General features: G+C 69.8%; 18 protein-coding genes. 7 read left to right on the forward strand and 11 right to left on the reverse strand.

The window, feature by feature from the left end; genetic code table 11:
- A partial coding sequence (locus FXN61_RS34520; RefSeq protein ID WP_223165714.1) for a hypothetical protein occupies positions 1–606 on the reverse strand: 606 nt, incomplete at its 3' end.
- A 146-nt stretch (positions 607–752) separates the two neighbouring features.
- Between FXN61_RS34520 and FXN61_RS34525 the strand changes: the two genes are divergently transcribed.
- The 3 genes from FXN61_RS34525 to FXN61_RS34535 are packed head-to-tail and all read left to right on the forward strand — an operon-like array spanning position 753 to position 3,627.
- Positions 753–983 carry a hypothetical protein gene (locus FXN61_RS34525; RefSeq protein WP_167978144.1) on the forward strand — a complete coding sequence of 77 codons (231 nt, stop codon included), beginning with the start codon at positions 753–755 and terminating at the stop codon, positions 981–983.
- A 53-nt stretch (positions 984–1,036) separates the two neighbouring features.
- Positions 1,037–2,440 (forward strand): winged helix-turn-helix domain-containing protein, encoded by a 1,404-nt coding sequence (locus FXN61_RS34530; protein ID WP_167978145.1) that lies wholly within the window; start codon positions 1,037–1,039, stop codon positions 2,438–2,440.
- On the forward strand, positions 2,371–3,627 hold the full coding sequence (locus FXN61_RS34535; RefSeq protein ID WP_167978146.1) for a helix-turn-helix transcriptional regulator: 1,257 nt from the start codon (positions 2,371–2,373) through the stop codon (positions 3,625–3,627). The genes FXN61_RS34530 and FXN61_RS34535 overlap by 70 nt, the downstream gene beginning before the upstream one ends.
- 1,190 nt (positions 3,628–4,817) lie before the next feature.
- Here FXN61_RS34535 and ligA read toward each other — a convergent pair.
- The gene (gene ligA, locus FXN61_RS34540) at positions 4,818–6,809 is read right to left on the reverse strand and encodes an NAD-dependent DNA ligase LigA (protein ID WP_167978147.1); all 1,992 of its coding nucleotides are present in this window, start codon (positions 6,807–6,809) and stop codon (positions 4,818–4,820) included.
- A gap of 58 nt (positions 6,810–6,867) precedes the next feature.
- A complete protein-coding gene (locus tag FXN61_RS34545) occupies positions 6,868–7,686 on the reverse strand; it encodes an LLM class flavin-dependent oxidoreductase (protein WP_167978148.1) in 819 nt (272 codons plus the stop codon).
- 77 nt (positions 7,687–7,763) lie between these two features.
- On the opposite strand from FXN61_RS34545, the gene FXN61_RS54730 reads away from it, so the two are divergent.
- Positions 7,764–8,642 (forward strand): LysR family transcriptional regulator, encoded by an 879-nt coding sequence (locus FXN61_RS54730; RefSeq protein ID WP_167978149.1) that lies wholly within the window; start codon positions 7,764–7,766, stop codon positions 8,640–8,642.
- Here the strand turns inward: FXN61_RS54730 and FXN61_RS34555 are convergent.
- Positions 8,639–8,869 carry a hypothetical protein gene (locus tag FXN61_RS34555; protein WP_167978150.1) on the reverse strand — a complete coding sequence of 77 codons (231 nt, stop codon included), beginning with the start codon at positions 8,867–8,869 and terminating at the stop codon, positions 8,639–8,641. The two genes, FXN61_RS54730 and FXN61_RS34555, sit on opposite strands and share 4 nt — an antisense overlap.
- A 69-nt stretch (positions 8,870–8,938) precedes the next feature.
- Here FXN61_RS34555 and FXN61_RS34560 point away from each other — a divergent pair, with 69 nt between their 5' ends.
- From FXN61_RS34560 to FXN61_RS34570, 3 genes are all read left to right on the forward strand, one after another.
- The gene (locus FXN61_RS34560) at positions 8,939–9,979 is read left to right on the forward strand and encodes a pyridoxal-phosphate dependent enzyme (protein ID WP_167978151.1); all 1,041 of its coding nucleotides are present in this window, start codon (positions 8,939–8,941) and stop codon (positions 9,977–9,979) included.
- Positions 9,966–11,087 carry an ArgE/DapE family deacylase gene (locus FXN61_RS34565; protein WP_167978152.1) on the forward strand — a complete coding sequence of 374 codons (1,122 nt, stop codon included), beginning with the start codon at positions 9,966–9,968 and terminating at the stop codon, positions 11,085–11,087. Before FXN61_RS34560 ends, FXN61_RS34565 begins: the two co-directional genes overlap by 14 nt.
- A 119-nt stretch (positions 11,088–11,206) precedes the next feature.
- Positions 11,207–12,226, forward strand: a complete 1,020-nt coding sequence (locus tag FXN61_RS34570; protein WP_167978153.1) for a glycoside hydrolase family 5 protein — start codon at positions 11,207–11,209, stop codon at positions 12,224–12,226.
- Here the strand turns inward: FXN61_RS34570 and FXN61_RS34575 are convergent.
- The 7 genes from FXN61_RS34575 to FXN61_RS34600 form a co-directional block, all read right to left on the reverse strand.
- Complete coding sequence (locus tag FXN61_RS34575) at positions 12,180–13,172, reverse strand: acyltransferase family protein (RefSeq protein WP_167978154.1); 993 nt, start codon at positions 13,170–13,172, stop codon at positions 12,180–12,182. The two genes, FXN61_RS34570 and FXN61_RS34575, sit on opposite strands and share 47 nt — an antisense overlap.
- Entirely contained in the window at positions 13,169–14,122 is a 954-nt protein-coding gene (locus FXN61_RS34580) for a D-alanine--D-alanine ligase family protein (RefSeq protein ID WP_167978155.1), read from the reverse strand. Before FXN61_RS34580 ends, FXN61_RS34575 begins: the two co-directional genes overlap by 4 nt.
- 55 nt (positions 14,123–14,177) lie before the next feature.
- Positions 14,178–14,357, reverse strand: a complete 180-nt coding sequence (locus FXN61_RS54735; protein ID WP_223165715.1) for an alanine racemase C-terminal domain-containing protein — start codon at positions 14,355–14,357, stop codon at positions 14,178–14,180.
- Positions 14,326–15,285: an alanine racemase gene (gene alr / locus FXN61_RS34585; protein ID WP_223165717.1), complete on the reverse strand. Its 960-nt coding sequence runs from the start codon at positions 15,283–15,285 to the stop codon at positions 14,326–14,328. The genes FXN61_RS54735 and alr overlap by 32 nt, the downstream gene beginning before the upstream one ends.
- Entirely contained in the window at positions 15,270–15,887 is a 618-nt protein-coding gene (locus FXN61_RS34590; RefSeq protein ID WP_167978156.1) for a M15 family metallopeptidase, read from the reverse strand. Before FXN61_RS34590 ends, alr begins: the two co-directional genes overlap by 16 nt.
- 256 nt (positions 15,888–16,143) lie before the next feature.
- Entirely contained in the window at positions 16,144–16,728 is a 585-nt protein-coding gene (locus FXN61_RS34595) for a P-loop nucleotide/nucleoside kinase family protein (RefSeq protein WP_167978157.1), read from the reverse strand.
- 798 nt (positions 16,729–17,526) lie between these two features.
- Positions 17,527–18,199: LysR family substrate-binding domain-containing protein (locus tag FXN61_RS34600; protein ID WP_167978158.1), on the reverse strand; the 673-nt coding region annotated here is incomplete at its 5' end.

Here is an 18,199-nt window from a genome sequence, read left to right on the forward strand (position 1 = left end):
GGGCGCGGCCGGTCCACCGGACGGCGACGTCGCGGCGGACGGGGCGGGCAGCGCCTCCCACAACGCGCCCACCACCTCGTCCTCCCCCGCGACCACGAGGAGCCTGGCCTCCTGGCGGTCGAGCATCTCCGCGCACGCCGCCGCGGCCGAACGCACGCCGTGCCGCCACTCCGGTGCCGGGTAGTTCAACGAGATCCGTTCGTCCCCCGCCGCCAGGTCGGCGGAGGAGTGTCCTGCGGTGACGGCGACCCGTGGCGGCCGATCCTGGAGCCAGGAGAGCACCGGCAGCACGTGGGCCGGCGAGCTGAACCAGGCCAGGTCCAGATGGCGCAGGCCGGGAGTGTGGAAGACGCGCGCCGGGAGCTCCTCGCCCGCGAACGCCACGAGCGTGTCCGCCGCCGGGTACAGGGAACGGGCCCGCTGCAGCACCTCGCCGATCGTGTCGACCAGTTCGGGGCCCGCGCCGTCACTGCGCAGCTGGTCGGCCAGACGCAGCCAGCGCGCCCGCCACACCCGCAGCGGACTCGATCCCAGGTAAACGGACGCGACGGGGCGAGCGGGGCGGACGACGTCGACCAGGTCGCGCAACGCGAGTCGGTGGCTCATGGGGCACAGGTTCTGTGGACGGGACCGCCCGCTGCTTCACCCGCCGCAGGTGAACCCCCTCCCGCACCGCACACCGCTACCGCCCTGCGCGGGGGAGGCCGCGCACGTGTCCGGGCGAGCAGCGTCGACGGCGGAGGTGACCGATCTTGAGCCGTCAACCCGACCGTTCCCGCTCCCGGCGCATCGTTCTGGTCGTGGCCGTGTTCCTCGCCGTCGTCGTCACCGGCAGCGGTGAGGACTGCGCACCGTCCAGCTCGACCGGAGCGCTCGCGGCGCTGTCGTTGCTACCGCGGCTGATGGGCGTGCTGGGCAGGGGCCTGTGGCTGATTTCCGCTCCTGGCAAGGCGAACGCGTCCGAATGCCCGTCCTCGCGGTGATGCGGTTCGATCACGCGATCTGCCCTCGAAACTCCATCGGGAGACAAAGCGCAATGTCCGACAGTTCGGAGTGTGAGCCTTCCAGCCCCGAGACCGGCCAGGCGAAACTGCGCGTGCCCACGGCGGCGACGCCGCTCGTACCGCGCCGCGAACTACTATCCACAGTGGACGATCACGTGTCGTCGGCTCCGGTCACGGTGGTCACCGGTCCGGCAGGCTGCGGCAAGACGACGCTGCTCGCCGAGTGGGCGCGGCACCGCGACGACCGGGTGGCGTGGCTGACGCTCGACGAGCACGACAACGAACCGGTGAGACTGCGGGCCGCCGTCCGCGACGCTCTTGCGCCGGCTGACGAGATCCCGTTGACAGAACCGGGTTTCTCCTCGGCGGTGATCGCCGCGTTCGACCAAGCGCCCACCTCGGTGTGCCTGGTGCTGGACAACGTGCACGAGATCCGCGACTCCGAGGCGCTCGCGAGCATCGACCTGCTCACCCGCCGACCACCCGATCGGCTACGGCTGGTGCTGCTGGGTCGTTTTCCGCCTCCTCTGCACCTCGGCCGCCTGCACCTGGAGGGACGGCTGCGCGAGGTGCTGCCGCGCGAGTTCTCGTTCAGCCGCACCGAAACCGAGGCGCTGCTCGCCGCGCACGGACTGCAGCTCTCCCCCGACGACGTCGATCTTCTCCTCAGCCGGACGGAGGGGTGGATCGGAGGGCTGCGCTTCGCGGTGATGCGCCTGGCCACGGCCTCGACCAGACCTGACGACCTGCTCATGTTCGCGGGCCTGGACCAGGTCGTGAGCCGCTACCTCGGCGAGGAGGTGCTCGCACGGCATCCCCAGCGGGTGCGGGACCTGCTCGTCGCGACCAGCGTGTGCGACACGGTGAGCGCGGAACTGGCCGGAGCGCTGACCCGTCATCCCAGCCCCGGCGTCGTGCTCGACGCGCTGGAGCGCACCAACTCGTTCGTCAGCAGGCTCGAAGCCGCACCCGAGTGGTATCGCTGCCATCCCGTGCTGCGAGCGCACCTTTCCGCCGAGCTGCGCCGATCCCGTCCCGCCGACGAGATGTCGCTGAACAAGACCGCGGCCCACTGGTACCACCACCACGACGAGCCGGCCGTGGCACTGCGGCACGCGTTGCGGGCAGGCGACGACCAGCTGACCGCCGAGATCGTCGAGCACTCGGTGCTGCCCGAGGTCCTGAGGGAGGGCAGCGGCCGGCTGCGGGCCGTGTTCGACGCGGTGCCCGGCCACGTCCTCGCCCGACCACAGGTCGGCGTCGTCGCCGCACTGGTGGCGATGGACGCGGGCGACGTCGCGGCGGCGGACAGGGTGCTCACCGGGCTCGGCGGGGAGCGCTCGCGTTGCGGCAGGACAGGGTCCGGGTGCTGCATGCGACGGCGTTGCTGCGCCGCGGCCGTTTCGACGCGCGGCAGGGTGAGGCGTTGCGGGTGATGGCACGCACGGCGGCGGGGCGTGGCGGCACCGACGCCGAGGTCGCCGCGTTGATCAACCGCGGCATCGCGGCGTTGCTGTCCGGCGATCACAAGGGCGCGGAGCACGACCTCGTGCGGGCGGCGACCATCGCGCGGCAGGAGCGGTTCGACCACGCGATGCTGGACTGCCACGTCCATCTGGCGGCACTGACCAGCGCCTCCGGCGACCTTCACACCGCGGCGAGGCAGGCGAGCGAGGCGCTCGAGTTTGCCGAGGAAAGGGGCTGGCAGTCGCACTTCGTCTGCGCGCTCGCCTACACGTTGGTCGGAGTGCAGGCGTACCTACGACTGGACGACGCGCGCGCCGTGGAGCTCGCGGGCCGCGCGGTGCACGCGTTGGGCGACCGCCCCGACCCGGCGACAGGGCTGGCCGTGTCCACTTTGGACGCGGCGGTGGCGTTCCCGACGGCCGGTGACCCGCGGGCGGTCGTAGGCCGCGTCCGCGCGCAGTGGCAGGACGTCGCCGCACGACAGGTGATACCGCCGGTCATCGCGCACATCGCCGCCGCCGTGCAACGGATCGCGTTGCGTTCCGGGGACGAGCAGTGGGCGTCCGCGATGCCCGACCAGGTCGAGGCGATGTTCGGCCCGTGCGGCGAGCAGGCCGTGTTGCGCGCGGTCGTGCACACCCACCACGCCCGCGTGTCACAGGCCCGCAAGATCATCGAACCGCTGTTGTCGGGCGAACTTCCCGCGCTCGCGGCCCCGACAGTCGTCGACGGCTGGCTGCTGGAGGCCGTGCTGGTCGAACGCTCCGGCGACCAGCGACGCGCGCACGAGGCTGTCACGCGGGCGCTGGCCGCCGCGGAACCTGCCTGCGTGCTACGCCCGTTCTTCAACGCCGGCAAGCCCGTGCGCGACCTGCTCGCCCGCGGCGCGGGCCGCTTCGGCAGGCTGGAGTCGTTCGCCACCACCACGATGACCGCGCTGCCCGCCGCGTCGACGGCGTCCACCGACGTGCTGACCAGCCGCGAACGTGACCTGCTGGTCGAACTGCCGTCCATGCGCACCACCGAGGAGATCGCCGACTCGCTGTTCGTGTCGGTCAACACGGTGAAGACACACCTGCGCGGCATCTACCGCAAGCTCGGCGTGAACCAGCGCCGCGACGCCGTGCTCGCAGCGCGGCGGCTGGGCCTGATCTGATTTCGGCCTGACTTGGCCTGATTTGCCTTGATTTGGCCCCTTGGGGCCCTGTGGCACGAGCGCCACACTTGATCCACGCGAGCCCCGCCGACACGATCGCCCGGCTCGTCTCACTCGCAATCGCGAGCTGATTTCCGCGCCAACGGCACCCCCGGCCGTGCGTTGCTTTGGGCTGCGCACGACCGGGTGAGGTGCCGCCACTCAGGGCTTCGCGACCTCGGAGGAGGCCAGCAGGAACGCCCCCACGCCGAAGTTCCCCGTGTCGTTGCGCCCCACCGGCTGGTGATCGGACGGCTGCCGACCTGTGCTGGGTCCGTGTGTGCGATGCCTGGGCCGACGAGTGGCAGGCCCGATGCCCCGAGCAGAAACGAACGCCGCCTCACCATCAGGTTCTCCAACCTGTGACGTGGGCGGCGTCATTCCCATTGGAGCGGAGACCTGCGCTGGGGCCAGGATTTCGCGAGATCCCGGCACCGGTGAGCCACCACACAGATCATCCGGAAACACAACGGATGTCCGCGCCGTTGTACAGATCGGTCGGTGCGGTCCGTGTCCCCCGGGCCTCACCTCATCGCCTTCGCGGAAGACCGTTCGGCTGGTACCGCGTTGTGCCCACCGCCGAGAGGCGACCGCCGCATCGACCTCCAAGCTCGCCCTCAGGCCGTCATTCTCCCCCGACGGGCGGTCTGAGGGCGTCCTCTCACCGGGCTCCCTTCGCCGGTGACCACACGACTCGCCCCCAGGCTGCCGTTCTCCCCCGGTCAGCGTGGGGGCTTCCCACACGATCAGCTCCGCCGCAATCCCCTTGCAAAAGCAGGATTCCCGCATCCCGCGGGTGAGGGACCACACAGATCACCTGGAAACACAACGGATTCCCGTGCCGTTGAACCAGACGGTCGGTGTGGAACGAGTCCCCGGGCTCCACCTCATCGCCTTCGCGGAAGACCGTTCGGCTGGTACCGCGTTGTGCCCACCGCCGAGAGGCGACCGCCACACCGACCACCACAAACCTCGCCCTCAAGCCGCCTTCCTCCCCCAGACGGCTCGAGGGGCGTTCCCACCAATGCTCGCCCCGAATTTCCTTGCAGAAGCAGGGTTTCCGGATCCCCACCGGTGAGCGACCACACGACTCGCCCTCAAGCCATCTTCCTCCCCCAGACGGCTTGAGGGCGTTCCCGCAAACGCAACGCTCAGGCGACCCCAGCAGCGATCAGCTTCGCCCAGATCTCGCCCTGGTCGACCACCTCGACGCCGAGCTTCTCGGCCTTCGTGAGCTTGCTCGCGCCGACGCCCTCGCCCGTGATCAGCATGTCCGTGGTCGCCGACACCGACGACGCGGCGGTGGCGCCGGCGCGTTCGCACATCTTCTGGAACGTTGGACGGGTGACCTTCTCGCCGGAGCGCGGGTCGCTGATCGAGCCCGTGATCACGATCGACTTGCCCTCCAGGGGCGCGCCGGCGACCACGACAGGGGGCAGGTCCTCCTCGCGGACGTCCAGTGAGACGCCGCGTTCGCGCAGGCGTTCTATCTCCGGGCGCAGGCGGGCCAGGTGGTGGTTCAGGGACTCGGCGACCTTCTGGCCGATGTCCTCGACGGCGACGAGTTTCTCCACGCCCGCGTCGGCCACCTCTTCCAGGCAGCCGAAGCCCGCGCGGCAGAGGCGGGCGGCGGTGCCTTCGGAGGCCATGGGGATGGCAAGGCCGATGAGGGCTCGGCGCAGGCCCACGGCTCGGCTGCGGTCGATCGACTCGATCATGCGGGTCGCGGAGACCTCGCCCACGCGGTCGAACTCCAGCAGGCGTTCCTTGGTGAGCGTGTAGAAGTCGGACGGGTTCACCAGGTCGCCGGTTTCTGCCAGGCGCTCGATCCAGACCTGGCCGATGGCGTCGATGTCGGCGGCCGCGCGGGAGGACCAGTGGATCAGGCGGCGCACGGTCTGGGCGGGGCAGGCGGAGTTCGTGCAGAACAGCTCGCGGCTGTTCCCCTGCTCGGTCAGCGGCTGCGCGCACGACGGGCACTCCGACGGCGGGATGATCTCGCGTTCGGCGCCCGTGCGCTTGGACTCGTCGAGGACGCCGGCGACGAACGGGATCACGTCGCCCGCGCGGCGGACCAGGACGGTGTCGCCGATCTTGATGCCGCGCGAGCGGATGACCTCCTGGTTGGCCAGGGTCGCGCGGGTGACGGTGGTGCCGCCGACGAAGACGGGCTCCAGCCACGCCACCGGGGCGATCTTGCCGGTCTTGCCGACGTCCCAGACGACGTCCATCAGGACTGTCGTCTTCTCCTCGGCGGCGAACTTGTAGGCGATGGCGCCGCGCGGGGAGCTGGAGCGGGTGCCCGCTGCGGCGAACGCGTCGCGGTTGGCCAGGCGCAGCACGGCGCCGTCGAGGTCGTAGTCGAGGTCGTTGCGTGCCTTCTCGATCGCGCCGATGAGCTCCTGCGCTTCGGCCGCGGTCGTGCAGTGCCGCATCTCGGCGACGCTGAAGCCGAGCTTGCGCAGGCCCGCGTCCAGGTCGGCGTCGGCGCTCTCGGGTTCGGTCGTCAGGTCAAACGCGAAGAACTGCATGCGCCGGCCCTCGACCGCCTTGGGGTCCTTGGCGCGCAACGTGCCCGCGGCGGCGTTGCGGGGGTTGATCAGCGGCTTGTCCGGGTTCTTCCTGTTGTACGCGTCGAACGTCGAGCGCAGCATCACGCACTCGCCGCGCACCTCGACCCTGCCCGGCGCCTCGACCTTGTCCGGTACGCCGTCGCACAACGCGCGCGTCAGGAACGTGACGTCGTCACCCGTCGTGCCGTCGCCACGCGTCACCGCGCGCGCCAGCCGGCCGTTCTCGTAGACCAACGCCAGGGACAGACCGTCGAGCTTCGGCATGACGACGACCGGCTGGCCGGGGAACCGGGAGAAGAACGCCTCGACCTGCTCGGGCTTGTTCGCCTTCTCCAGCGACAGCATCGGCCGTGAGTGCCGCACCGGCGCGTGCAGCACCGTCGGCGCACCCACGTGGTCCAGAGGGTTGTCCTCCGGCGCCAGCTCCGGGTGCTTCGCGACCAACGCACGGAACTCGTCCTCGATCGCGTCGTACTCGGCGTCGGCCACCAGCGGCTCGCCCTGGTAGTACGCGTCGCGCAGCTCCACGATCCGCGCGGCGAGCTCCTTGATCCGGTCCCCAGCACTCATGGACCAGGACGTTACCGGGCAGCACCGACAATTTCGTGCAGTCGCGATCGAGCGCTGCTCAAGCCGCGTTGACCGCAGGTCCGTCGCGCAGCACGCCGCGCACGTGGTCCACCGAGAGCGACGCCGGGTCGAACGCTGTGAGGCACCACGTCGCCCCGGCCTGGGCGAACGGCGTGACGTCCGCACCGGGCTCGACCTCGGCGACGTAGTCGAACGGCCCGCCATCCGGCCGCAGGGCCTCGACCTGGGCCACGGCGCCGGCGAACTCGTCGGCGGACGCGATGTTGACGGGGAAGAAGCCGTTCAGGCGGGCGGCGCGGCGCATCGGCTTCTGGTTGCCGGGGAAGCCGGCCGCCCACACCGGGATGCCGGGCCGCTGCACCGGCCGCGGCAGGAACGTCACGCCGTCCACGGTGTAGTGCTCGCCACGGTGGTGCGCGGCCTCCCCCGACCACGCCGCGCGCAGGATCTCCAGCGACTCGTCGAGCATCCGCCCGCGGACGCGGTCGTCGCACTCCTCGCCGGTGCGGGAGAACTCGCCGGCGAACCGGTCACTGCCCAGGCCCACGCCGAGCACGAGCCGTCCGTTGCCGAGCAGGTCCAGCGTCGCGGTCTCGCGGGCGAGCTTCACCGGCCGGCGCCGGGCGATGGCCGAGACCATCGGGCCGAACCGGATCCGTTCGGTGGCGGTGGCGACGGCGGCCAGCGTGATCCACGGGTCGGCCACGTGGGTCACCGGCTCGCGCCAGCGGACGTGGTCCCAGACGAAGAGCCCTGACCAGCCCGCTTCCTCCGCTTCTGCGGCGAGACGGGCGACGAGCAGCGGGTCGGCGAGACAGTCGAACAGCGGGAGCCAGAGAGCACATCGTGGGTTCATGAGAGCAACGCTAGGAACAAACAGACATTCACAAAAGCGATGGATTCTGGTCGATTCAACAAGCTGAGCTTATAGTCATGCCCGTGTTGGACCTGCGCCACCTGGCCACGCTGGACGCCGTGGCCGTCGAGGGAACGTTCGGCCGCGCCGCCGACCGGCTCGGCTACACGCAGTCTGCCGTGAGCCAGCAGATCGGCGCGCTGGAGAAGTCCGTGGGCGGCGTCGTGTTCGACCGGCCGGGCGGCCCGCGGCCGGTCCGGCTGACGCCACTCGGCGAGGTGGTGCTCGCACACGGACGTGAGGTGCTCGCCCGCGCCGCGGCCACAGAGGACGCCGTGGAACGGTTCAAGGCGGGCGAAGGGCGCGTCGACATCGGCACGTTCCAGAGCATCACCAACGTCGTCCTGCCGACCGTGGTGCGCCGGTTGCTGGACGAGTTCCCCGCCGCGGACATCCGGTTGTTCGAGGAGGAGACCGACCGGCCCAGCACCGACGGGCTCGACCTGCTGTTCTTCGACGGGCCGCTGACCGGCGAGGTCGAGCAGGTCAAGATCCTGGACGACCCGTACGTGGTGGTCGCCAGGCGTGGCCGGTTCGCCGACGGGCCGGTTCCGCTGACCGCGTTGCACGAGGCCGCGATGGTGGCACCGCCGCCGATCTGCGACCAGGTCCGCGTGGAACGGGTGTACGCAGAGGCCGGTGTCGCGCCGCTGATCGTGTTCCGGACGGCCGACAACCGCGGCGTGATCTCGATGGTGCGCGCCGGAATGGGCCTCGCGGTGATGCCGATGCTGACGCTCGACGTTCCGCCTGACGACGACGTGCTGTGCACGCACGAACTCGCGCCCGCGCTGACCCCGCGCGAGATCTACCTGGCCTGGCAGGCGAACCGGACGCTGTCGCCGCTGGCCACCCGTGCCATCGAGCTGGCCCTTCACACCGTCCGGCAGCTTTAGTCGCGCGGCCCTCGCAGCGTCAGAACCACCCGCAGGACGTGCTCGACAGCGGCAGGGAACACCGCTCCTCGCAGCTCATCGCGGTGCACGAGGGTGAGCCCTGCGAACTCGAGCATGCGGTCCGGCCCCACCCGGCGGACCACGAGCGCGGCGACCTCCTCCATGTCGAGGCCGGGATTGTCCAGGCGGGTCAGCGCGAACTCGACGATCAGCTCCTCGTCGGTCACCGGCCACCTCCTCCCAGGCGATTCGTCGAACTCTCCCACCGATACAGATCGAAAACATGCGCTGGACCGATGATCGGCGCCAGCCGCACGCTGTTCGTCATGAAGTTCTTGCGGCCAGAAGCCCGCGACTGGAGATGCCGGCCCGCACCCACCGGTGCACGGGACTTCCACGCGCGACTGCCCGGCTACGCGCCCACTCCGCTGATCGAGCTCCCGGCTCTCGCCACGGAGCTCGGAGCCGGCCGATTGTTCGTCAAGGACGAATCTTCCCGGCTCGGCCTACCCGCTTTCAAGGCTCTCGGCGCTTCCTGGGCCGTCCACCGCGTCCTGAAAGGCCGAACGGACCAGGTCACGCTCACCACCGCGACCGACGGCAACCACGGTCGCGCGGTGGCCCGCATGGCACGCCTGCACGGCCAACGGGCCCACGTCTTCGTGCCGCACACCGTGCACCCACAGGCGATCGAAGCCATCAGGAGCGAACAGGCCGAGGTCACCGTCGTGGAGGGCTCGTACGACGACGCGGTCGCCATGGCAGCCAAAGCCGACGGGATTCTCGTCCAGGACATGGGACTGCCCGGCTACGAGGAGATCCCCGCCTGGATCGTCGAGGGCTACGCCACGCTCTGCCACGAGATCGACGAGCAGCTCCCGGAACAACCGGACCTGGTCGTCATCCCCGTCGGCGTCGGCTCGTTCGCCCAGGCCGTGATCACCCACCACCGCGGCCGCGAGTCCAGGACCAGGCTCCTAGCCGTCGAGCCCGGCAAAGCCGCGTGCGTCCTCAAAAGCCTCAAAGCCGGCGCGCTCACGACGATCCCGACGAGCGACACGATCATGGCCGGGCTCAACTGCGGCACCCCGTCGACCACCGCGTGGCCGTTTCTGCACAACGGCTTGGACGCCGCCGTGGCCATCTCCGACGCCGAATGCGCCAAGGCGATCCAGGACCTCACCGCACAAGGAGTCCACTCAGGACCGTGTGGCGCCGCACCGCTTGCCGGGCTCCGCGCCATCCGCGGCGAGCTCGGGCCGCTCGGCACCGTCGTGCTCATCAGCACCGAAGGACAGGCCGCCAACCCGTGGGGAGACACCAGTGAATCCGCGTGACCTGCTGGCGGAACTGATCGCCATCGACTCGGTCAACCCGGACCTCGTCCCCGGCGGCAACGGCGAACGAGCCGTCGCCGACTTCTGCGCCGAATGGTTCGAGGCGAACAACTTCGAGGTCCACCGCCTGGAGCAACGAGCGGGCAGGCCCTCGCTCGTCGCGATCAGGAAAGGCACTGGCGGCGGCAGGTCGTTGATGCTCAACGGCCACATCGACACCGTCGGCACCGCGGGCTACGACGGCGACCCGCTCAAGCCGGAGATCAAGGACGGCAGGATGTTCGGCCGCGGCACGTTCGACATGAAAGGCGGCGTCGCGGCGATGATGGTCGCCGCCGCCAAAGCCACCGAACGCCCCCTGCGCGGCGATGTGATCGTCGCGTGCGTCGCGGACGAGGAACACGGCAGCTTCGGCACGGCGGAGGTGCTCACCGCCTTCACCGCAGACGCCGCCATCGTCACCGAACCGAGCCACCTCGAGGTCACCTTGGCGCACAAGGGTTTCGTGTGGTTCGACGTCGAGATCGAAGGCAGGGCGGCACACGGTTCACGGCCGGAGCTGGGTGTGGACGCGATCGTCAAGGCCGGCCACTTCCTCGTCGCCCTCGACCGACTCGGCCAGGACCTCGCCGACGGCCCGCAACACCACCTTCTCGGCACAGGAACCGTCCACGCCTCGCTGATCAACGGCGGCGAGGAGGCGTCCACCTACCCGTCGAGCTGCAAGATCACCCTCGAACGCCGCACGGTCCCCGGCGAGCCCCCGCAGCACGTCGAGGACGAGCTCACCACGATCCTCGACCACCTCACCGGCACCGTCCCCGGCTTCAGCGCCAAGCTCACCCGCGGCCTCGCCAGGGACCCGTTCGAGGCCGACCCGCAGGCAGCCATCGTCCGCGCCCTCATCGCCAACCTCGGCGAGCCACCCGTCATCCGGGCCGAACCGTTCTGGACCGACTGCGCCCTGCTGGACCGGGCAGGCATCCCCTGCGTGCTCTTCGGCGTCGACGGCGCGGGCGCCCACGCGGCCACCGAGTACGTCGACCTCGCCTCGCTCGACCGGCTCACCGAGGTTCTGACCGGCACGATCACCGACTTCTGCGGCTGACGTCACACGCGTCCGAGGTTACTGGCGATCTTGATGTTCCTCGAACAAATCCCGAACCACTCCCGGTTGCGGGTCCGGCAACGTACCGCCCCGAACGGTTCTCTGAGAGGGGTAGAAGCGTGAAGTTGAGCCAGGTGGTCTTCGGTGTGACGACCGCGGCTGTGCTGCTGTTAGCAAGCGTCCCGGCAACGGCCGCCGCGCCGGGACGTCTCTCGGTGTCCGGTGCGGACGTGGTCGATCCGTCCGGCCGCCCGATCGTGCTGCGGGGCTACAACTGGGGCCAGTGGCGAACGGTCCAGCCGCAGGACCCCGGCGACAACGTGGCGGCGGGCGCCAACTCGGTGCGGATCCCGTTGCGCTGGTGGGGCGAGTGGAAGGACGGCGTGGACAGCCGCGACCCCGACCCGCACAACCCCAGCCACATCAACGCCGAGCACCTGAAGCTGCTCGACCAGACCATCGAACGGGCGAGCGCCGCGCGCCTGTGGATCACGCTCTTCGTCGACTCGGACCACGGGCAGGGTGCGGGCGGCCGTCCCGACAACTTCTGGACCAACCCCGTGATGAAGCAGCAGTTCAAGGAGGTCTGGCAGTTCCTCGTGCGGCGCTACAAGACCGCGCCGTACATGGGCGCCTTCGAGATCCTGCCGGAGCCCCAGCCGATCGGCGAGGACGACACCGGGGTGAAGGAGTTCTACGACGAGATGATCGGCGTGATCCGCGGCATCGACCGCAGGACACCGATCGTCGTGGGCCCCAACGACAACTACAGCTGCAGCCACCTCGAGGGCGCCTACACGACGGCCGACCCGAAGGTCATCTACACCTGCAACTACTTCATCTTCGACAGGCCGCTGAACCGGATCGGGCTCATCACCGGCTTCCGCACCAAGCACACCGCGCCGGTGTGGATCAACCAGGTCGGCATCGAGAGCTGCGACGACGACGCGAAGAAGAAGGCCCGCGAAGTGCTGGACGCCTTCAAGGACAACGGGATCGGCTGGGCGTGGTGGACCTACCGCATCAGCGGCACCAACCCGTGCACGCACGGCATTTACTACGCCGACCCCGATGCCCCTGACGGCTGGCAGGTCAAGAAGGGCTGGCTGGAGCTGGTGAACGGCTACCTCGCCGCATGACAGGTTCCTCCAGGTAACGCCAGCTGAGTGCCGCCGCCACGACCGTGAGCACCGCCGCGATCGGTCCGGCGGCGGCGCCCAGTTCCGGCCGCAGCCACAGCGTCAGCGGGTAGTTCCACAGGTAGGCGCCGTAGGAGAGGATTCCCAGCGCCATCAGCGGGCGGATCGGCGTGGCCACCTGTTCCCACTTCGACCAGGCCAGCAGCAACACCGCCGTGCAGCCCGCGATCGCGGGACCCGCGACCAGGTAGGTCAGCACGTGGCCCCGCAGTGGCACCACCGACAGGACCGCCAGACCGGCGAGCGCGATCGGCACGGTCCAGCGCGGCGTGCTGATCAGCTTGAGCCTGGTCGCCGCGCCGATGATGAAGCACACGAACCACGACGTCGGCAGCGCGTAGGCGTTGTCCGCGTTGGGCCACAGCCAGACGAGCGTCGCCGTGCACGCCGCGAGGGCTCCCAGCGCCGTGACGACCAGGACCGCGCCAGTCCGGTTGCGCACCCAGGCGAACGCGAGCAGAGCCGGCCACAGCAGGTAGAACTGCTCCTCGGTGGCGAGCGTCCAGCCGTGGAACGCCGCCGGGCTCACCCCGCCGATCGGCAGGTTGCCGGTGAACGTCAGCAGCACCGCCGCCGTCCGGACCAGCTTGTCCCGTTCTCCCAACGGATCGAACACGAGCGTCACGACGACGAAGACCAGCGTCAGCGCGATCAACGCCGGCAGCAGCCTGCGCGCCCGGCGCAGGTAGAACCGCTTGAAGTCGACGCGCCCCTTGTTCTCCAGCTCCCTGGCGAGCACGCCGGTGATCAGGTAGCCGCTCAACGTGAAGAACACGACCACGCCGACCACACCAGCACCGGGGAACACCTCAGGGAACGCGTGCCGCAGCATCACCAGAAGAATGGCGATGCCGCGCAACACGTCCAGCCCGGCGATGCGCTTCACCGCATCGCTCCCCTGATGAGCTTGTCCAGCAGGTCCGGATAGGACAGTCCGGCGGCCGCGAACATCTTGGGCACCTGCGACTCCGCCGTCATGCCCGGCATGGTGTTGACCTCGTTGAGCACCAGTCCGTCGTCGGTGAGGAAGAAGTCGACCCTGGCGAGCCCCCGACAGCCGAGCGCCTCGTAGACCTTCAGCGCGGCGTCTTCGAGCGCCTTGAGCTCCGTGTCGGCCAGCGGGGCCGGGATCACGAACTTGGCGCTGCCGTCGTACTTCACCGTCGTGTCGAAGAGGCCGGTAACTTGGATTTCCAGCGGCGGCCCTGTCCTGCGCCCCTCGTCCGGGTCGTCGAGCACGGCGATGTCGATCTCCCTGCCCTTGAGGACCTCCTCGACCAGCACGCGGTCGTCCAGCTCCAGCGCCTGACGCACGGCGGGCTCGAGATCCCCCTCGTGTTCGACGAGCCGCACCCCGAAACTCGAACCCGCCGCCACCGGCTTCACCACGACAGGGCCGGTGAAGTCCACAGTGGACGCGTTGGTGACCAGCCTGGCCTTCGCCGTCCGCACCCCCACGGCCTCGGCGACGAGCTTCGTGGCCCACTTGTCCATCGCGAGCGCGCCGGCTCGCAGTGGTGAGCCTACGTACGGCACCCCGGCCAGTTCGCACAACCCGGCCAGCGTGCCGTCCTCGCCGAGCGGCCCGTGGACCAGCGGCAGCACCACGTCGCAGGTGGCGAGTACGTCGATGGCGGCGGCCAGGCTGCCCGACGTCATCGTGCCGAGCACCTGCCCGTCCTGCCCGTACCAACGACCGTCACGGCCGATCGTGAGCGCCACGGCCTCGTACCCGGCAGGGTCGAGCGCCGCCCGCACCGACGCCGCCGACGCGACGGACACGTCGTGCTCGCAGTTCTGTCCGCCGCCGGTGACGGCGACCCTGATTCCCCTCAATACCGCACTCCGGACTCAAGATTGATTTTGGTCAACACTGAAGCTATAGAGACCATCACCGAACATGCCTCCGCACCCGCGCCCCGATTCCGGTCACGATCTCGTGCGGGATCGTCCCCGCCCATCGAGCCCACTCCTCCACCGTCGGCTCACCGTCGTCCCCCGGCCCGAACACCACTGCCTCGTCTCCCGGCACCACGACGTCATCCCCGACGTCCACCACGACCTGGTCCATCGAGATCACCCCGGCGACCGCGCCGGCAACCCGCCAGCCACACCTCCGCCACCCCTGAGGCCGCCCGCGGCAGCCCGTCCGCATAGCCCACCGGCAGCAACGCCAACGTGGTCGCACGGTCCGTGACGTGCGCATGTCCGTATCCGACCCCGGTACCGGCAGCCACCCGCCGCACCTGGACCACCGGCGCCGTGAACCGCAACGCGGACCGCAGCCGGGTGGTCCCTGACGGATCGATCCCGACCAGCCCGGCCCCGATCCTGATCACGTCGAGGTGAGTGCCCGGATCGGTCAGAGCGGCGCTCGTGGCCGCCAGATGCCGCACGGACGGCCGCAACCCCGCCTGACGAGCCATCTCGACCCCGCGCAGCAACGCCCGTTTTCCGGCTTCATTCGCTCCGGCCGTGTCGGCGCAAGGCAAGTGTCCCATCACTCCGACGACCGAGATCTTTCCGGCCAGTTCCGCCCGGCGAGCCGCGGACATCAGCGCCAGCCACGCGTCGGGCGCGGCACCGTCACGCGCCATTCCCGTGTCCAACTGCAGATGCACGCGAACCGGTCCGGCCTGCTCGATCACCGCGAGGTGGTGCAGACTCGGCACGCTCAGGTCGATCCCGTACCGCACCGCCGTCCTGACGTCCACGTCGACCGGGTTGAGCCAGCTGAGCACCGGAACGTCCACACCGGACTCCCGCACCCCCACCGCCTCCGCCAGCGACGTGACGCCGACCCAGGTGGCACCCGCGGCCACCGCGGTACGGGCGACATCGCCCAGCCCGTGCCCGAACCCGTCGGCCTTCACCACCGCCATGACGGAGCCCCGGGCAAGCGAGACGAACCGTCTCGTGTTGGCAGCCACCGCGGCGAGGTCGACCGAGAGCGAAGGCGCCGCCGACACCTGGCGGATGCTCGTCACGAGCGCGCCCACGCAGGCACCTCCACTGGTCCGTAGACGGCGTTGTCCGCACCGCTCAGCAGCGCCCAGTAACGGTCGCCGTAGGACCAGTGCCACCACTCGGTCGGGTAGTTGATCAACCCCGCGCCGCTCAGCGCGTCGGCGAGCACCGTCCGGTTGTGCCGGGCCTCCGCGTCCACCGGCGCGTCGAAGAAGCACGCGCCGTCGCTCTCCTCGGGAGTGGCGTCGACCGCCGTGCCCATCCACAGCTCGGCACCCGACGTGGTGACGAGCGTGAGGTCGACGGCCGCGCCCGCGACGTGCGGGGCGACGGCGAGTGGCGCCACGAAGCGGCTGGACAGACGGGCCAGCTCGACCGCGTCGGCCGTCGGGTGGAGCTCGCGCAGCTCGGCGGTGTACCGCTCGATGATCGCGCTCTGGTCGGCGATGCTGCGGTGCCCCTCGATCACCCGCAGGTCCACACCGGACGGAAGCACCGCGCGTGCCACGTCGAGGCGCCGCGCGAGGCCTTCCCTCACCAGCACACCCGGCGCGAAATCCAGTGGTACCAACGGATCACCGTTGTCGAGCACGCGAACGGCGCGCACGACCGGATCAGCTAGCAGGATGGTCATGCCGCCAAACCAGGAACGCGCGGCCACGCCGGACTCCTCCTCAAGGTCAACCCCGGCAGCCGAACGGCCGGTTCGGCGGCGTGAACATCGGCCATTAGGACGAGGTCTTGAGAGTTCTTCTACCAGGGACTCCACGCCCGTCTTCGCGCGATCCGTGTGTCTTCTCGCAGATCAGATCCATTCACGCGGACTCGTCAGCCCGATTGTCGCCTGCCGCGTCCGAGCAGGCCAGCGACAGGCGCGTGCCCTGACGCCGTCAGGCGGTGATGTGCCGTATGACCGCGGCAAGGGCCAGCTCGCGTGGTTGAACGGTATCCACTGAGAGCGCCTCCCCGTGCCAGGAGGGAAAGCTTGCTAGTCGCTGCTGCACGTTGGACCAGTCGCCAGCGTCGTGCCAGCCGGGGATTCCGCGGCTGCGGCCTTCGAGCCTGTCACGGTGGACTTCCGGGTCGGAGCACTGACACACGACCACACGGAACTCCGCACCGGCCCGGCGGGCCAGGCTACGCCAGCGATCCCTGGTCGCCACCCGTTCGGTGGGATGATCGAGGATGACGGACTGTCCGGCGAGGAGTTGCCGCAGAGCGAGCGTGGTCAGTACCTCTTCGGCGATCGCCAGTGGAGCCTCGAAATAGCGACCACCGAACGGAGTCAGCGCGCCGAGCAGCCAGTCGGTGGCGAAGACCGGGATCCCCAGCTCGGCGCCCGCTGCGTCGGCCAGGGTGCTCTTCCCGCTGCCGGGCAACCCGGAGAACACGACCAGCCGAGCGTTCGTGGCGACGGAAGGCAGGTCGTAGTCGGTGAAATCGGCCGGCAACCTCGGTGTCAGATCGGTCGGCACCAGTCCGGCAACCCACGTGGTGGCGACTCGATGCGGCCGTGCGGTCTCGACGACGCAGGAAACGACATCAACGGTGCCGTCGTGGCGGAGGATCCGCGCCTGCGCGGTGGTCTCGCTGACGTCGAGACGACCACGACGACCGGCGCGTAGTTGGCAGCTCGACCGCGGGTGACCTCGACGTACCTCTCGGGCGTGACGACGGCGGTGAACGCAGCCGCGAGCACGTCGGACGCGTCAGCTCCCCAGCCGGGTTTCCCATCCAGGCCGTCAAGAATCCATTCCAGCCGCGCTAGGGCAGGACTGGCCGCGAAACGGTGCACTGTTCCCCCGGGCAAGGTGGTTGAGGCGAGCCGATCAAGCCTAGCGAGCCTGCCCGGAGACAGACCGGACGTTCGCCCACGACTGAAAGAGACTGCCCTGAGCAGGCCGCGCTGGGAGAAGTCAGACCGCCACGCCGTCAGTGACAGTTGAGCGCGTTGAGTAAGGAGCGGTGCGCCGCATGTCCGCGCGTTGCCCGCCACACGGCGCTCACCGATGATGCGGCTACGTTCACTCGGCCGTTCGAACTGACCAGGGTTGACGAACGTCATTGGGATCCCCGCGACCCGATTGTCGCCTACCAGGCGGCATGCGGCACCTGATCTCGGTGAGATCAGCTCATTGAGAAAAGTCGCACATGAAATCCCGTGAGACACACGAGGAACCCGCAGGTCAGCCAAGATCGACATGTCACACGAGCTGAGACCCCACGCCGGTGTGCGGACATACCTCGATGGGCTCATCCCACAGGCCGCGTGATCACTCCACGACAGCCGCACCCAACTCGTAGTTCCCACATTCCGCCGTGATCTCGGCCGTCGCCTGCGCCGCGGTGAAGAAGTCCTCGGCCAGCGGCGAGGTGCGTGATGCCGCCACCGCGAGGCACACCTGGTCGGGCGCAAGTTCCGGGATGGGTACGTAGCTGATGTCCGGACGCGAGTAGAACACGGTCGCCGAACGCCCCACGAACGAGATGCCCCGGCCGGCCGCGACGTGCTCGAGCGTCTCCTCCACCCCGCGCACCCGGAGCCCGGAGTCGGGGTGCGGGCGCCTGGTGGGCTGCGTGCTCGGGTCGGCATGCCAGACCAGCGGCTCACCGGCCAGGTCAGCCTCGGTGACCTCCTCCTTGCCTGCCAACCGGTGACCGGCGGGCAGCACCACCATGAGCGGCTCGGTGTACAGCGGAGTCACGCGCAGGCCGGTCTCGTCGATCGGCAGCCGCACATAGCCGACGTCGACGCGGCCGTCGAGCAGCATCGCGGCCTGGTCGTCCCATTCCATCCGCTGCACGTCCACGACCACGTCCGGATGCTGGGCCTCGAACACCCGCGTCGCCGGGATGACCGGGATGCCGGCCCGGAAGCCGACCACCAGCCGCCGGCTGCCGCGGGCGGCCACGGACACCCGGCGGCGGACCGCGTGCGCGGAGGCG

The organism is Lentzea indica (genome assembly GCF_012184385.1).
GTDB lineage: Bacteria > Actinomycetota > Actinomycetes > Mycobacteriales > Pseudonocardiaceae > Lentzea > Lentzea indica.

Bases quoted from the DNA above. Each gene is read 5' to 3' on its own strand.
- FXN61_RS34530 (WP_167978145.1), top strand. From the start codon at position 1,037: ATGTCCGACAGTTCGGAGTGTGAGCCTTCCAGCCCCGAGACCGGCCAG.
- ligA (WP_167978147.1), bottom strand. From the start codon at position 6,809: ATGAGTGCTGGGGACCGGATCAAGGAGCTCGCCGCGCGGATCGTGGAG.
- FXN61_RS34545 (WP_167978148.1), bottom strand. From the start codon at position 7,686: ATGAACCCACGATGTGCTCTCTGGCTCCCGCTGTTCGACTGTCTCGCC.
- FXN61_RS54730 (WP_167978149.1), top strand. From the start codon at position 7,764: ATGCCCGTGTTGGACCTGCGCCACCTGGCCACGCTGGACGCCGTGGCC.
- FXN61_RS34560 (WP_167978151.1), top strand. From the start codon at position 8,939: ATGATCGGCGCCAGCCGCACGCTGTTCGTCATGAAGTTCTTGCGGCCA.
- FXN61_RS54735 (WP_223165715.1), bottom strand. From the start codon at position 14,357: ATGGACCAGGTCGTGGTGGACGTCGGGGATGACGTCGTGGTGCCGGGA.
- FXN61_RS34590 (WP_167978156.1), bottom strand. From the start codon at position 15,887: ATGACCATCCTGCTAGCTGATCCGGTCGTGCGCGCCGTTCGCGTGCTC.